This is a genomic window from Paenibacillus pasadenensis (genome assembly GCF_023715725.1).
GTDB classification, from domain to species: Bacteria; Bacillota; Bacilli; order Paenibacillales; family Paenibacillaceae; genus Paenibacillus_O; species Paenibacillus_O pasadenensis_A.
Map to the genome: position 1 here is coordinate 146,703 of NZ_JAMBOT010000006.1, position 16,623 is coordinate 163,325.

Here is a 16,623-nt window from a genome sequence, read left to right on the forward strand (position 1 = left end):
GTGACCATTCTTCATACGCAGGAGGGATCGACATTGGCTGAACATGCGGTTATGGCGAAACCAATGACGGTGAATGCCGCCAGATTTGCTATTGCGTCGATTTTTTCAGGAGCATTGTTCGTGCTCCTTCTATGTATCCTTCATCTGCTGCAGCCTGAATTTGATCCAACCTGGCGTTTTATCAGCGAATATGCTCTAGGAAGCTTTGGTTGGATGATGCACGCTGCTTTTGGATTGTTGGCAGTGACTCAAATCAGCGTGGCAATTACGATTTTACCGCATATTCGTACGATTACGGGATACATTGGACTTGTCATTCTTGGGATCAGTGCAATCGGCGTTATCATCGCAGCTGTTTTTGTGACCGATCCCATTACCGTTGGTCTGGAGGAAGCAACGTTTAGCGGCAGAATGCACTCTATTGGAGCAATGCTGGATTACACCCCTGTAGCCGCACTATTGATTAGTCTTTCGCTGCGTAGACTTGATGCTTGGAGACCTGTGAAGAGAGTACTGCTCACAAGCTCGGTTATTGCAATTGTTGCCATGGTTATGTTCGTGCTTCAAATTCCTCAGGATGGACAATTCGGGCCTGGAGTTATGGCTGGATTGTTCGGACGATTGTTAATCCTGACCGACATTGCGTGGTTAATCATTGTCGGGATTCATGCGGCAAAATTGGGATCTAGCTTGCAGGATAGTTCCCAATCTTGATGAATTTAATAAACATGCTGCATCAGCTGGTTAATTGAACCGCTAAGGAGATAATGCGATGGAAAAAAGCAACTTATTAAGAATGGACAATGTTGGCATCGTTGTCGAATCCCTTGAAGACTCCATTTCTTTTTTCGAGGAGATTGGCTTGAAGCTCGAAGGGCGGGCTACTGTCGAAGGTGAATGGGCGGGTCGCGTCACCGGGCTGGGTTCGCAGCGTGTAGAGATTGCAATGATGATTACTCCGGATGGCCACAGCCGGCTTGAGCTTTCGAGGTTTCTCACTCCGCCAATCGTTTCCGATCACCGGACTGCTCCTGTAAATGCTCTCGGTTACCTGCGCGTCATGTTCACCGTTGAAAACATTGACGAATTGGTATCCAGGCTCACTAAGCATGGTGCTCAGCTCGTTGGCGAAGTGGTCCAATACGAGAACTCTTATCGGCTCTGCTACATTCGTGCAAAGGACGGACTTCTAATCGGTTTGGCGGAACAACTGGGCCATAAGTAAGAACGGTGCATCAGGGAAAAGTATTCGGACTTTAAGTTCGGATACTTTTTCATTTTCCGAATTCCCCATCGCTCGACTTTGACGTTAGGTCATACTGCATATCAGGCAGGTCCCCGAAGACGAAGCGAGTTGACTGTCTTGTTGCAATAGACCAAATAATTATTGTTTACCTGTTTATCCGTCTACTTATGATGGCACGCATAATTGCCTAATCTGGCAAAGGAGAGCGGAACAATGAAAAAATACATACTCTTTGATCATGACGGTGTTCTGGTTGATACTGAATTCTGGTACTTCAAAGCGGGGGAACGCGCTCTGGCTGACATTGGATTTACTTTAGATAAAAATCAATACCTGCGGGATATGACCCAATCATTCGGCACTTGGTCCCAAGCCAGAGCGGCAGGTATTGATGAACAGACCATCAGCAAGCAGCGTGAGGTCCGCAACATGTATTACCAGGAATATTTAAAAACACAAGCTATAGAGATTGAAGGCGTTGTTGAAACTCTAGCTGAGCTGTCAAGGTACGTCCGAATGGCGATCGTGACGACTGCAAAACGTGCGGATTTTGAACTTATTCATGAAAAACGGCAGATCAGACCATTCATGGAATTTGTCCTTGTTCGTGAAGACTACGAGCGCTCCAAGCCGCACCCGGAATCATATTTGACCGGCCTACAGCGCTTCGGAGCTGCGAAAGAAGAAGTCCTTATTGTAGAGGATTCAAACAGAGGGCTGAGCTCAGCCGTGGCGGCTGGCATTGACTGCGCTATTATCCATAACGAGTTCACAAAAACACATGACTTTTCACTGGCCCGCTATCGAATCCAAAATCTGATTGAACTAAAGAACATTATCCTGAATTTAACCTGAGATACCCGTGGAGCTTGGATGCTGGGACGTGGCGCCGCTTTCCCCTTTGGGGAGGAACGATCCAGGCGGGTATATGGGTTCATTTTTAGCTAATCATTTCTAGAACTGCATAGGTATTGTTGGCATGACCGCAAAAAAGGAACCGGGTCGCTTGGGGCGACGGGTTCCTTTTTGACATGGATATGATGAGAAGCTTACCTATTTGGCAGGCTTTGCCGGGATGGTAATTGATTCTCCGGCTTTTAAACCGGCATCTGCATCAAGACTATTTATCTCAGCGATGCGGTCCGCATGTTTTCCCGTGCCATAGAAGCGGACCGAGATACGGTAGAACGTGTCCCCGGGAAGGACGAAATAGGTCGCCGGAAGCTTAACCTTGGAATAGTCAATCTCCTTCGTTCCATTCGTCGAGGAGCTTGTATCGCCTTTGGAGGGCGGCTTTGAGGAGCTTGGAGGCAGCTTCAGCTTGTCCCCTGGTTTCATGTCGTTTACAAAAACGATGCCGTTTTCCTCTGCGATCAGCGAGACATAGTCTTTGGAGCCGTATTTATTGATTGAGATGGACGTCAGCGTATCGCCTTCCTTAACGATATACGTACTTGCGGATCCAGAAGCATTCGGTTTCGCCGTAGGTTTTGCAGATGGCTTCCCTGGAGTCTTTGTCGGCTCCGGCTTCTCCGTCGGTTGCGGTGTCGGCTTCTCGCTTGGCGTGGCTGCCGGAGACGGAGTAGGCTCTTCGTAACCTTCGTCCGGCTCAGAGGAAGGCGTCGGCTCCGGGCTTGGAGACGAGGATGGAAGCGGCGAGGCCGATGCTTCCTGCGACTCCGTCGGGGTAGGCGAGGGAGATGCTGAAGGCAGCCCGGAGGCGAGCTCCTGTTTGTACTTATCAAAGGGATACATGACAAAAAAGAGAGCGAATAACATAACGGCCAGCCCTGCAGCGGCCAGTACTCCGTTTATTAAGGTCGTATTTTTCTTCTTTTTCCGCTCCGATCGGGAACGGAAGCCGGTTTCAGGCATGTCAGACATAGAGACCTCCTCAGGAACAATTGCGATTAGATAGAATCAGTTTACCCCAGATTGAAGGCGGCGTAGAAGAAGATTGGGTTAAATCAGGTCCTTTGGACTAGAAGAATTGATGATTTTTGACAACATGATAAGAAGAAAAATAGTCACAAATCATCCATGTAAAATCTTTTTCATATGAGTAACTACTGGTATGATAAATAATGACATCTTTTTGGATAAAAAGTGGAAACCAAAAATCAGCTAAAAGGGAGGATTAGATTGTGTCATCTAGGTACCGCAGTAAAGCAAAGAACAACAAAAAACTAGTTATCTTTACGTCCATTATTATTGTTTTATTTATATTACTGTATTTCTTTATTCAAGCCTCCAAGAGTGGCGGAGAATCAGGCGCCTTTAAACAAGGACCGGATCTTGCAAATCAACCGGTTGAAGGGATGCAGGATGCCAAGGTTTCTATCGTAGAATTTGGCGATTACAAGTGCCCTTCATGCAAAGCGTGGGGAGAGCAAATTTATCCCAAGCTTAAGGAAGCATATATCGACTCTGGAAAAGTGAAGTTTGCATACATCAATGTATTATTTCACGGCGATGAATCCAAGCTGGGTGCACTTGCGGGGGAAGCGGTGTGGAAACAAAATCCAGAAGCCTTCTGGCCGTTTCACAAAGCGTTATTCGCTGAGCAACCGACGGACAACCATGATGGGCTTTGGATTACGCCTGACAAGATTGAAGAGATTGCAGGTACCATCACACCAGCCATTAATATCATACAACTGAAGCAAGATTTAGCGAATCAGTCCAATATTAATGAAGTTAATATTGATGAGCAGCTTGTTCTGGATTTTAACGTACAGCAAACTCCGACGATTATGATAAATAATGTTGTAGTTAATAATCCCTTTGATTACGACACGATTGTGAAAATTATAGAAGAACAAGCGAACGAATAAAACCTAATGATATGAAGTTTATCCAAATTGCCGCTTCGTTTAAAAAGAGCGGCAATTTGAAATAAAACAGTAGGGATTTTTATGATAGCTTTTTATATACATACCTCTTATATCAACAAAACGTGTTTTACTCCGAAAATGTCTTTAAGACGATGACTAGGCTTTGAAATTTTATCAGAAACTGACGCAACTAAAGATATTGGGGAAGACAAGAAACTCATTGCTGAACAAACGGGCAGTAAAACGCAAATACGACCATATAACAGGAGATGATTGTATGGGGTTTGGCGAGTTCTTGGAGCAACATCTTGGAGAAATTCAGTATGGTTTTACACATGACGAGAATGGGGATAGACTCACTTTTCAGATTGTCAAATACGGCGAAGGTCTTCCTTTTGAAGGGGCAGTAACGTATACGACGTTAGGCTTAAGCAATGAAGTATTACACTCTCGGCAAAGTGGTAAAAACATCCGACAAGAGTTGGTGTTTGTAGCCCCATCTAATTATAGCGATAGAAACATCCCTGGAATACTCCAAAGAGTCGCATCTATGGCAATATCAAGTCGTCATGCATGGTTACGTGGTGATGTAATTGGACCCTACGGAACGATGCTTGTCGATTCGGAAATGGAGGGTTTGTATGTTGCTCCACCAGTATATTTTCCAGACGATTTTGCAACGTATACGGAGGAGAACGGAAAGCAGATTGTACTGGCCTGGTTAATACCCGTTACACCTTCAGAGATCCATTTCGTGAACCAAAATGGGTGGGAGCGCTTTGAAGATTTGCTTGAGACTACAAACCCTGATTTAATTGATTTCAATCGTAAGAGCATTGTTTCATAACGGAGTTCTTTATTACACTAACTGAGAACGCTAGCACAATGCGAGCACAGCCGACAATCAATTCGGCTGCTGCAAATTTTATGAGAGTGAATTTGTATTAAGTCGGGTTTTAAGTGTAAGTGGTAAAGCCATCATTGAAACATAGGCCGAATGAAGTCCGCGGAAATCGTGGGCTTTGAAACGGCGGTCTTGTGATGTGAGGAGAGTAGCAGTAGTGCGCATATTTAATACGGAAAAGTTGCAGTAACCCCGCCCGGCAGCGAATAAAACCCAATATTTAGTTAAACGATCCAGGAGCAGTTTGTCATAACGGCAGCTGCTCCTTTTTATTAAGTTAATTATTATCTCATTTTTTTATCTCAGCAATAATAGGAGTCGTATATTTTTTGTTCCTTGTCGTCAAGAGAGTCCTATCTGGCTAGCAATCATTCCAGCAACGCTTGCATCGGTATTGGCGACTGGTGCAGATTATCGTAGATTTTGTATTAATTTTTGTTGTTTTGCTGAATTATGTAGAATTATAGGACTTGTTATACTAATGGAAATGCAAGGGTGAACAGAGGAATGGGAACCGACTAAAAATTTCTTAACTTAAAATGTAAGCGCTTTTTTGAAGGGAGGAATGTGGGCAGCGAAAAGTATGGCTTCTTACATCTGGTCAGTCGTCGAATTTTTTATAAGCAGAAAGGGTGAATGTTATGTTAAAAGTACCAGGGAACTTCGTTTCAAGTAAACTTTTTACTGCAATGGCAACTGTATTATTTATCTTATTACTATTTTGTTTTGCGAATTCAGCGAAAGCGGCTCCGGCAACGATCGTGAACAATACCGACTGGTTTGATACGGACGGCAATAAAATCAATGCGCAAGGCGGATGGATGATGCAGGAGGGTAATACCTTCTACTGGTATGGCTTTGATATATCCCGAAAAGCAGAGGGAATCAAAGAAATTAAATTGTACACCTCCACCGATTTTAAGTCATGGACAAATCAGGGCAACGTAGTTGATTTTAGCGGATTTCCGGCGGACTTTGCTTTTTCAGATTGGATTGGAAGACTCGTAGTCGCTTATAATAGTTCAACTTCTAAATATGTGATGTTGATGGAATGGAATACCTTGGAAACAGGGACTAGAAACAGGCTGGTTTACTTGACGAGCTCATCGATTGATGGCCCGTTCACTTATAATAAATATGACGAAAAACCCGGCGGGTACAAAATGGGTGACTTAGGCGGCATTTTTAAAGATGATGACGGAAGTACGTACATTACCTTCACCAGTGACGTCACCGGACAAAACGACTCGTTAAAAATCGGTAAATTAGCTGCAAACTATCTCAGCATTGAATCCACTATGATGACGTGGGGATTTGGCAATGTGAGAGAAGCTTCTTCATTGATTAAAGTGGGAAGTAATTACTTATTGTCTGCCTCTGAAGCCTACTATTATCAATCCACTCCAACACGTTACTCACTGTCGACGAGCTTGTCCTCAGGCTGGTCTAAATCAGGCGGTGATATGATTAAAATGCCTACAAGCCCAACTACAACGAATTCTTTTGATAGCCAACATGATCAAATTTTCCCGATTCACGGTACAAACGGTACGATTTATGTTTACTTAGGTGACCGTTGGAGTAATATGGCCAATGGCAGTCAGGGTGTAGGAAAGAATATGTGGTTCCCGGTAACGTTCGATAGCAATGGAACACCAACGCTCAACGGCTATTCAAGCTGGACGATTGACGCTGCGGCTGGTACTTGGAGTCCTGTCGTAACTACACAGTCATTATTTTCGGATAATTTCGAAGATGGAAATGCACAGGGATGGACAGGTATAACCGGCGCCTGGTCAATCGTTACAGATGCAACTTTTGCATATAAACAGTCCACGAACACCGCGACTGAAGCAGTTACAACGACTGGCAATGCTAACTGGACGGATTATGACGTCCGTGCGGATGTGAATTTAAAGTCAACCGCAAGCGGGGCCGCGACAGGCATTATTGGCAGATATAAAGATAATAACAACTATTATTTGTTGCGCCTAAGCACAAATCAAGTTCAATTGCTCAAAAAGGTGAATGGCACATTTTCAACGGTAGCCTCAAAGCCGTATACGGTTAATTTAAATACTGTATATAACCTAAAGCTTTCTATGAAAGGCGGTTCGCTTGTAGGTTCAGTGAATGGGGTCGAAGAACTTACGGTTAGCGATTCATCGTTAACAACAGGAAAAATCGGTTTCCGTGCGTACAGCCAAGCAGCTACGTTCGACAATGTTCAAGTCGTGGGAGTCCAATAGAACGTTACAACGAAACTGGAATGCATATAAAAGCTTACTAACAGCAGAGGCTCTGCTGTTAGTAAGCTTTTTTTCTATAGTCGATTTATTTTACAATTCAGCACTCCGTTTCAGTCGCTATTTTAAACAAATCTTTCATCTCTATACCTAACTGTTACGAATTTTTGATTACTAATCAGCGTGGATAGCCTTCCGGACTGACCGCACGAAAAGGGCTTGATTTACCAATGCGCAGACCGGAAAAGTTAATTCAGTTGTTAAAAGTATGTTAATTTGTTCTTTCTGACTTAGACTATGTTATGCTACCAGCAAGCGTTCTCCATGGCTATTTCAATGGGAAAGCGCAAAATTTACTGCTATATGGTATCGGTATCAGAAACATGGTTTAAGGGCCGCTTCAGTGTAGATTACAAATTCAACGCCGGTATTCTTGGAAGCCCTTGGGTCGGTCTGAAGTATTTTGAAGCGTTATTCAATTCCTGCGAAGCCAAAAAGCTTATCCGAAATACGTTAATCATCATCTGATCAGATCTACATGCTGTTAGGGGTTATTCAGCAGGATAATGCCTATGATGTGAAAGCGATTCCAGAAAATTGCAAGTTTTGAATCTTGATGAAAACGCACTCTGCGTTATTCATAGATCAATTTTGGGAAAAGGGGTTTACAGCATGAGTAAAAAGTGGGGAAGACTAGTGGCTGTACCGTTAATGGTGGCCACACTGTTAGCTGGCTGCTCCAATGCAGGCAACAATGAGCCGGCGGCGTCAGATTCGCCTTCCGACAAACCGGCTACATGGATTGCGGACCGCAAAATTAAAGGCCTGATCTTTATGGGAACCGACGATCAAACCTCAGACATCAACCCTGAGATTCTGGCCGAAATTAAAAAACGTACGGGTATCGAGTACGAAGTAGAAATTATGAAAGCGAACAAGGCTATCGAAGGTTTGACTGCCGGATTAGCCTCGGGAGACCTGCCGGACTTTATCTCCTTTTACCTGAACAACAGCGGCCGCCAGGAAATGCCGGTCGTGTTGAAAGCGGCTCGTGAGGGAATGTTCACCGATCTGACGCCGCTCATTAAAGAGACAAAAGTGTACAGCAAATACCTTGAGAAAGGTTACCTGCCTAATGATACAAACTACGGCGTTATGTTCCGTCCGGAATTTAACGGCTCCACCTACTTTATTCATATGAACGTTAACCGTGAAGGCGGAAAACCTGGCAAGCTGATCAGCGGTCCGTATATCCGCAAGGATATCGCGGAAGCTCTCAAAATCGATCCGTCCTCAATTAAAACGCATGAGCAGCTGTACGACCTAGCAAAGAAAATTCAAGCCGGCAATTTCAAAGACAACAACGGCAACCCGATTACGCCGATTGGACCTGGCTACTGGGGCGGTAAAGAGCTCGGCCAAATTTTCAACGATCTGCAATGGGGCGACACGGATCAATGGATTTACCAAGGAAAAGACGGTAAAATCCTGCACGAAAGCCAAACGCCTGTAGCTATGCAAAAGGTTGAATACATGCAGAAGCTGCTGAAAGAAAAGCTTATGCATCCAGAGTTCTTCACGATCGATCAAAGCCGTGCCGAAGAAGGCGCCCTGAACGGTTCATGGGGCATCGTCGGCGATATGCACAGCTATCTGCCATTTAATCAGGACCTGCATTACCTGCCGCTCGGTCCTTTCAACAACGTAGACGGCGATCCGTACCAAATGCAAATCGACTTCAAGGGCGGATACAATGCGTGGGCGATTCCTTCCACGACGAAAAATCCGGAGGATATCGTCAAGTTTGCCGACTTTATGGCAAGCCGTGAGGGCAAGCTGCTGTGGAGATACGGTCTGGAAGGCCGCGACTACACGCTAGATGACAAAGGAAATCCGGTTCCGAAACAAGAAGTGCTCGATTTGAAGGAATCTAACGCTGCAGAGGCGAAAAAGCTTGGCTTTGCAGGAGCAGGAAATTACTGGGGCGAGATTCTTGGTCAAACCGACACTGACTACATGGCAGACTTTGGCGAAGAGAGCTACGGCGATACAGTGAGCGGGGCATCTGAGCTTGGCCTTAAAGCAGCGGAGTTCTACAAATTGGATGAAAAAATCGCAAATGCAAATGTCGTTGACGCTTATACGCCAAAATCTTTCCTGGGCGAATTTGCAACGGGTACAGATCTTAATGCGGCATTCGGTAACTACAAGGACAGCCTCGTTAAAGCTTATTACAGCGACAGCAAAGAGGAAGCGCAACAAATTCTGGACGGCGCGCTGAAACAATTGCAAGCGGCCAACCTGGACGGCTATCTCAAGCTGCTTGAAGAAAAGAACAGCAACGAATTGACCAAAATCAAGTTTAAGCCATCTCGTTAAGACAGCTTCTAGAGACTAACAGGCGGCGGCAAACGCTCCGCCGCCTGTTTTATTATTAAGGAGGAGTAAGTATGGAGAATGAATTTTATAAGCTAGACAGCAATGGCTGCATACACCCTGAAAAGCAAAACGATTCCGGGCGGGCAAATTCTTTATAATGTTTTATCTTTTAAAGCACGTTGTTTAGCCGCGGTAGTATTCCGACGGACATGTTGTACAAATCGCTGCATCAACTGGATAATATCTGGATTTACGTGCTTCCGGGTCTATACAGCGCTTGGAACATGATTCTGGCAACAGAGAATACATGCGAATCCATTTTGGATGCCATTAAAAACGGAAGCTTCTATGTATCCAGCGGATACGGGTTTGACTCCATCGAGACGAACGAAGGCACCATTACGGTCAACCTGCGTTCCAACACGCTGCTGGATAACATGTATAAATATATAAGCTTTTTTGGCAAAGATGGCCACGTCTTGTATGAGACGTCTGGCAGGCTGACGCAGGTCAAGTACGAGTGCAAGGGCGATGAAGGGTATGTGCGGGTTGCAGCTTATTTGGAAGGAGGATATGCGGCGTTTTCACAGCCTTTATTTATCGAGGCCTAACACATAACGAGGGATAATCAATTTCACGCAAGCTGTACCATACGCTCAAGCCCTGTTTTCCGTAAGATGACCAAGCGATGTTAATGCGTTCTGCCGGCCAGACGTTTCATCCGGACTCATCCATAAAAAAACGGAATCACCCAAAGGAGCCGTGTATGAATGCGTAAGAAAAAAGGTTGGATGTTAGGTTTAACGATGTTGATGACAGTATCAAGCCTAGCGATTGTCCCTCCTTCTCCGGCAAGTGCGGATTTTATCGGTTCCACGAACAGAAACTGGATGGAACAAGTAAATGCCGTAAATCCTAATTTTGCAAGCACGACGCTCCGCAATGTTATTCTTCCAGGAACCCACGACTCCGGAACCGGCGTCTTTGATGATGCTGGTTTCGACGAGTCGCTGGCCCCCGATCTGATTAACACGTCTCAAATCTACCAATACGTCATTCCTACAGGTCCGGTTAAAAGCCAGTCCAGAACCCAGGATTACAACGTAGCCGAGCAGCTCAATGCGGGTATCCGTTATTTAGACCTAAGGGTTGGTCCGAATCAGTATTTTTCCGGGACCAGCTTCCAAAATCAAGAAACGACGCTGAGAACGATGCACGGGCTGTATGGCGAGTACATGGAAAGCGTGCTGCAGTCCACTAAAAACTTCCTGGACGCGAATCCAAAAGAAATCGTCGTGCTGGATTTTCAGCATTTCCATGCTATGTCCAACACAAGCTACACGCATCTGAAGAACCGCATCGAGTATTATCTCGGCGACAAGCTTGTTCCAAAGTCCTATGGCGTCAATACGACGCTCAGCACGCTTTGGAATGAGAACAAACGAGTCATTGTTTATTACGGCACACATAACTACTGGTCCGGCGCAACTTCAAAGTCTTCCGGCCCGGTTCCAAGCCAGTTCATGAACGAGTCTTGGGTATGGGACCGCAGCACGGCGATGCGTTCGGCCTGGATGAACGAGAGCAGTGCCGGCAGCTTAAAACCGAAGCTTGATACAGAAATGAATGCGGCTGCTTCTTATCCGAATCAACTGCATGTGCTGCAAAATGTCGTTACACCATCCGTGGGAACCTCCGTGTCAAGCGTTGCCGGAGCCGCCAACTTACTCGCGCTGAACGGCCTGCAAAGCGACTGGCAGAGCAAAGGCGTCAACGTCGTCATGCTCGACTTTTTCAATTATAATGATATTGTAAACGTTATCAAAAGGCTTAATATGAAAGAGAAAGATTCCAGCAATACGGACTACGGCGTGTATGTGTACGAACACCCGAACTTCCAGGGCAACTACAACCGTTTCTTCGGAGATGCCGAAATTATTACAGGATTCCGCGTCGGCGACGACACGGCCAGCTCCGTTAAAATCGTCGGCCCTTACAAAGTCGAGTTGTTCAACGATCCGAATTATTCCGGCACAAAAACGGTGTTAACTTCAAGCGTCGCCGATCTGAGCACTCTTGGGGTAGACAACGTGGTAACCTCGCTCCGCGTGGATAAAACCGGCACAGATAACGGCGTATTCTTGTATGAACATACCAACTATGTCGGCAAAAGGACTCGCTTGACCGCGGATGAGCCCAACATGGCACTGACATATGTTGGAGATGACAGAATTTCATCGATTCAGATCGTCGGCAACTATTCGGTTCAAGTATTCGAGCATCCCAACTATCAAGGGAATTCGTATCAATACAACGTCAACGGCTCTGCGGATATCGGCGGCTGGGGCGATAAAATCAGCTCCATTAAGGTTACGCCAATCTCAAACCCCAACGGAGTATTTCTCTACCAGCACCCTAATTACGAAGGACTGTTTATTCAATTGAACTCTGACTTATCCGATATGGGAACAACGATCCTTGGTCAAGATCAAATTTCTTCCTTAAGGGTTGTCGGACCATACAAAGCTGCTGTATATGAGCATAACAACTATCAAGGAAACACTACGACCTATACGGCCAATTCAAGTAGTTTGGGAGGATGGGATGATAAGATCAGCTCGGTAAAAGTTTTACCGGCTTAAAGAAGATTAACCATGTTTATTGACAGATAAAGATAAGTTGGAGGCGAATAATAAGCAGTAGAGACCTGGAGGCTGAGTGCCGCCAGGTCTTTTTTAACTTGTTAAACTTTATAAAAAGCACAACTATACATACATTGCCGTATTGAGACACAATTCATCACGAATGTAGAATTCTTTATCATCTGTAATCAATTTGTCTATGAGAAATGATCCTTTCTCAAAAAACAAATGAACGAGTTGCTGAATTCATTGTATGAAGAAAAGAAGCAACATTCACTTGAACTGGGGATTAAGGCCATTGATCTACTAGTCAAAGAAGGGGCTTCTGTTTCATATCAAACAGTCTTTGACAGAACGAAAGAAATTGACCCGAAAGGAAAGGTATTCGTCTTACTCCCAAGGGAATCAAGCTGATCAGGATTAACCGTGACCTAGAGCTCGTTAGACAGAGTTATATGCAGTTCACAAAAACCGAACTGGTGGAACATCTGATACAGCTAGAAACAATATGTTGCTCAGCAAAATCAGAATTTCTTCAGAAATGAGTTCGAGAAATTTCAATGATTATGTTAAGTCGATCCAAAAGTAAGCTAAATAGCAGCAGGCGTTGAACGGGCAGGATAGTTGAATGCTTTCACGAATAGCTTAAGTCATGACGGAATTTACGAAGTTCGCAAAAATGACGCTAGTCGAAAAGTTAGTTTAGGGGAGTCTATATGATATTAGAAAAAGTTATAAATAGAATTGTAATACAAAGTGAATATAAGGATTTTGTTGATAAGTATATAGATAATATACTTACCGAATTTAAAGGTAAGATTCATAGCATTTATATGTGCGGCTCGATTCCAAAAGGAACTGCTAAACCTTTTAAGTCAGATGCAGACTTTACTATTGTATGTGTAAATCCCAAAGATATTGTTTACGAAAGATTGTCAAATATTAAAGACAGGCTTTTGAAAGAATATCCAGTAATAACTAAGATTGATACGATAATCTGCTCGATTGACGATGTATTAAGTAAACCAAATGAGTGGGGTTTTTGGGTCAAGATCATTTGTGTTTGCATATATGGTCATGACGTTGGTGAAAAAGTACCACCGATAATTATTTCCCCAGAGTTCATTTTAGACTTAAATACAGAGACCAAGGAGGAAGTAGATCGTATACATCGTTTACTTTCTAATGCTAGTGATAACACATTAAAAACTAGATATATTAAAGGTTACTCTAAGCGATTAATTCGTGCATTATACTCTTTGGTTTTAGAAGATACAGGTGTATGGGAAGATGACTTTCTTAAGATGAAGAATGCCATATTAAATTATTGTGAGATTGACTCCGCTTTAGTTGATTATCTGTACGCTTGTTACTTGGATAGTAATGTAGTTGTTGAAGAGTTTCTGGGAATCGCAGATGAAGTATATAGCTATTTTGAGAATGCCTTGAATGCAATGGCTGCTTCCAGAAATTCTTCGGCTAACTAGCTAACAAAGCCGAATTGGTTGATCTATTGATTAGGACGAAACAGTATATTGCATTCAGAATGAGCATTGGCCGAAAAATGAATTTGGGGTGCTTAGCAGTTCTTGCAATGCATGCAGAGGCAGCCGCTTTAACAACGTCGCGCTTCGGTTCTTAGGCTGAGGAAAAATTGGGGGTCAACAGGTGGGTAAAGAAAAATTAGAACTGTACAAGGAATTTATTGATGATCTAGTAGAACTTCGCCCAAGTGTGTATCCTCGTTGGATAACGGGAAATGGGTGGCCTAAAACGGTAGAGAATGAGAAAATTAATAAAGTACTGAGTGAATTGACGAAAGAACAAAAAGAAGTAGTAGCACTAATTGCCCAATCAGCTCGAGATAGCGGGATTCATGATGTCCTTGTCTATCTCACGGATCAGATCAATCTTGAAGGGTTGGAAATCGCTAAGAATGGCATCAAGATGGCAGCCGAACCCTATGACTCCGGTATGCATTATGATTGGGTATGCCGAAGAGAAGGAGATTCATGGCCGGATCAGAATAGTCAATAAACCGGTCTCTTGTTGAGCTAACGGGAAACATAGTTGAACTCAGCTAATTACTAAAAGTCTTTAGCGAAATAGAACTTGGTGATCCAAATTCAATTGTATTTGATGTGGGATATGAAATATATGCTGAGGGATGCCAACCGGTTAATAGTGTATTACAAATTAAAGCTGCCGAATTTATTCGAACAAAACAACAAAATGTATGAAATAAACAATGATATGGATTTCAAAAACTAATATCATTTGTTGAGAATAATAAAGAAAAGCATTTTAATGAAATTTTACAATTAAAATTAAATCTGTTAGATAGCGCTGCGTTAAGCATTTAAAAGAGCGATGAGATATTGAATAGCAAAAACAATGTGATAGTAAAGGAAAGAGTAACTCAATTGGTTGAGGTCGGCAGAAGATGTTCTGCCGACTATGTTATTGCGACGAACAATGACACTACATATAAATTTGATTGCTTGTATGATACCAGAAGTATTGAATAACATGTGTATAAAATACGAGTTTTGTGAACATGTATATGGGAAACAAAGGAGAGCTCTTGAATTCTGATCTTCTTCTGTATGCGTGACATTGCCTAAATTCGTCTCCGTGAAACCGACTGTGCTTTGGTATTGATCTACCGTGCCTCCTTGGTTGCTTCCATTAATTTCAAATTTATTTGGAAAGTAAACTTCGATTTGGATGCTATCTTTTAACCGGTTGAAAGGTTAAAAAACAAATGACACCTCGCGGTGTCATTCGTTGACTTACAACGGCGGAATGCTTTGCGGGTTGTTAAACACATTTTTCGGGTCGTATTTGGTTTTTATTTTCCGCAGCCTGGCGTAGTTTTTTCCGTAATACACCGGTCCGGAATTTTTAATCCCTTGATCAGGTACGTTGATATACGAACCTACGATATAAGGCAGCAGCTTCTGCCGTGTTTCACGGGTTAAAGCAATATTAGTCGCAGCATCGGACGGATTCACCCAAGAGCTGTTCCACTCCACATAAAACTTTGCTTTACGCCAGTAAAATGCCGTATCCTTAGGTCGGACTCGGCTTATGGCCCCGCCCCAGTTAAGGAAAAAGAATCCCGCCGGCGAGTTAGCTTCCGCTTTTTCTAAAAACTCTCGCATCGTTTTAAATGCCTGATCCGGGAACGGTTTTCTGCCAAAGCCGCTGGAGAACTGGTTACTGAATTTTTGAGGAAGAATCGGATCCGGAGCTAACATAAAGGTTACGGCTTCCGTGTAAGGAAGCTGCTTGATGACCTTGCTCGTCGTAGTTCCAACGCTGATTATCGGCTGAAGCAGGCGGAGCGCTTCTGTTTTGGAACCAAGGAACATGCCTAACATGACAACATTGCCGCCTTTTTTTGGGCCGACGGATAATTCACTGCCAAGTCTGGTATCGATGGACGGAGCCCATCTTTGCCAGACTTTCACGATTCTTTCAAACTGCTCCCACGGCCAAGTAACTCGAAATACGGTTGCTTGGTCTGGAGCCCGTAATACGTTTAGTTTGTATTTGGTGTAGACGCCAAAGTTACCGCCGCCTCCGCCTTGAGTAGCCCATAGAAGATCGGCGTTTTTCTTTTTGTTGGCACGAATTACCCTTCCCTTTGCGTCAACCATTTCAAGCGCGATCAGATTGTCGCAAATGAGGCCGACCGTCCGCTGCAGCGGCCCAATTCCTCCTCCAGGCGTAATTCCGCCAATTCCAACCGAGGGACTGTCTCCAAAGGGTGCGATATATCCTTGCCGAGCAAGTGAATGTACGATTCTCCCTACCCTATTGCCCGTTTCCACAACGACAGTTCCGCATTTTTTATTCAGCCTGATCTTTTTCATATCGCTCACATCAATGACGATGCCGCCGTTCACCTGCGAAAGATTAGTCTCCAAGGCATGCCTTCCGCTTCTCGGCCGAATAGGGACATTATTCTCTCGAGCCCATTTTATTGCGTTTGCAACATCCTGCGTTCGTTGGGCAAATACAAATACTTTGGGGAATCTGTCGGTATGCGGGTCCCAATTTTTGCGTGCTGTATCATAACCGGGGTCACCCTTAAAAATCACTCGACCCGTAAGCCTGGTTTTTGATTTCACAAATCCAACTCCCTTGAACGGATGACAAGCCTTAAATCCATGGTAGCAAGGCATGCACCATAACGTATGAAAAAGATCATCCAATTGTATGGGCATGGGCTGATGGCTTTTCATCCAGTTCCGGGAATTAAAAAAACCGCTATGACTGTTACGTCGCGCGGCATACAATGATATGGTTCGGAACTTCCACTTCTTCTGCATTCGCTGATTCAGCACATTTTGATTTAATAGTTCAT

Annotated in this window: 13 protein-coding genes; 11 read left to right on the forward strand and 2 right to left on the reverse strand. The window is 44.0% G+C overall.

Annotation, left to right across the window (positions count from 1 at the left end):
* The 3 genes from M3223_RS15980 (at position 1) to M3223_RS15990 (ending at position 2,101) form a co-directional block, all read left to right on the forward strand.
* Positions 1-714, forward strand: coding sequence for a DUF998 domain-containing protein (locus M3223_RS15980; RefSeq protein ID WP_251563260.1), 714 nt, complete (start codon positions 1-3; stop codon positions 712-714).
* Between the two features lie 58 nt (positions 715-772).
* Positions 773-1,225 (forward strand): VOC family protein, encoded by a 453-nt coding sequence (locus tag M3223_RS15985; RefSeq protein WP_251563262.1) that lies wholly within the window; start codon positions 773-775, stop codon positions 1,223-1,225.
* Positions 1,226-1,459: 234 nt separating this feature from the next.
* On the forward strand, positions 1,460-2,101 hold the full coding sequence (locus M3223_RS15990; RefSeq protein WP_251563264.1) for an HAD family hydrolase: 642 nt from the start codon (positions 1,460-1,462) through the stop codon (positions 2,099-2,101).
* A 198-nt stretch (positions 2,102-2,299) separates the two neighbouring features.
* Here the strand turns inward: M3223_RS15990 and M3223_RS15995 are convergent, their stop codons facing one another.
* On the reverse strand, positions 2,300-3,130 hold the full coding sequence (locus tag M3223_RS15995; protein WP_251563266.1) for a LysM peptidoglycan-binding domain-containing protein: 831 nt from the start codon (positions 3,128-3,130) through the stop codon (positions 2,300-2,302).
* Positions 3,131-3,390: 260 nt separating this feature from the next.
* Between M3223_RS15995 and M3223_RS16000 the strand changes: the two genes are divergently transcribed.
* The 8 genes from M3223_RS16000 (at position 3,391) to M3223_RS16035 (ending at position 14,288) form a co-directional block, all read left to right on the forward strand.
* Positions 3,391-4,080: a DsbA family protein gene (locus M3223_RS16000; protein ID WP_251563268.1), complete on the forward strand. Its 690-nt coding sequence runs from the start codon at positions 3,391-3,393 to the stop codon at positions 4,078-4,080.
* Positions 4,081-4,243: 163 nt separating this feature from the next.
* Positions 4,244-4,927: a suppressor of fused domain protein gene (locus tag M3223_RS16005; RefSeq protein ID WP_251563271.1), complete on the forward strand. Its 684-nt coding sequence runs from the start codon at positions 4,244-4,246 to the stop codon at positions 4,925-4,927.
* Between the two features lie 698 nt (positions 4,928-5,625).
* Complete coding sequence (locus tag M3223_RS16010) at positions 5,626-7,233, forward strand: hypothetical protein (protein ID WP_251563273.1); 1,608 nt, start codon at positions 5,626-5,628, stop codon at positions 7,231-7,233.
* A gap of 669 nt (positions 7,234-7,902) precedes the next feature.
* A complete protein-coding gene (locus tag M3223_RS16015) occupies positions 7,903-9,609 on the forward strand; it encodes an extracellular solute-binding protein (RefSeq protein ID WP_251563275.1) in 1,707 nt (568 codons plus the stop codon).
* 209 nt (positions 9,610-9,818) lie between these two features.
* Entirely contained in the window at positions 9,819-10,220 is a 402-nt protein-coding gene (locus M3223_RS16020; protein WP_251563277.1) for a hypothetical protein, read from the forward strand.
* 159 nt (positions 10,221-10,379) lie between these two features.
* Positions 10,380-12,251: a beta/gamma crystallin-related protein gene (locus tag M3223_RS16025; protein WP_251563279.1), complete on the forward strand. Its 1,872-nt coding sequence runs from the start codon at positions 10,380-10,382 to the stop codon at positions 12,249-12,251.
* A gap of 716 nt (positions 12,252-12,967) precedes the next feature.
* Positions 12,968-13,738, forward strand: a complete 771-nt coding sequence (locus M3223_RS16030) for a nucleotidyltransferase domain-containing protein (RefSeq protein ID WP_251563281.1) — start codon at positions 12,968-12,970, stop codon at positions 13,736-13,738.
* A 181-nt stretch (positions 13,739-13,919) separates the two neighbouring features.
* Positions 13,920-14,288: a DUF6547 family protein gene (locus tag M3223_RS16035; RefSeq protein ID WP_251563284.1), complete on the forward strand. Its 369-nt coding sequence runs from the start codon at positions 13,920-13,922 to the stop codon at positions 14,286-14,288.
* Positions 14,289-15,043: 755 nt separating this feature from the next.
* On the opposite strand, the gene M3223_RS16040 is transcribed toward M3223_RS16035, so the two are convergent.
* Positions 15,044-16,387 (reverse strand): FAD-binding oxidoreductase, encoded by a 1,344-nt coding sequence (locus tag M3223_RS16040; RefSeq protein WP_251563286.1) that lies wholly within the window; start codon positions 16,385-16,387, stop codon positions 15,044-15,046.
* Positions 16,388-16,623: the final 236 nt, after the last annotated feature.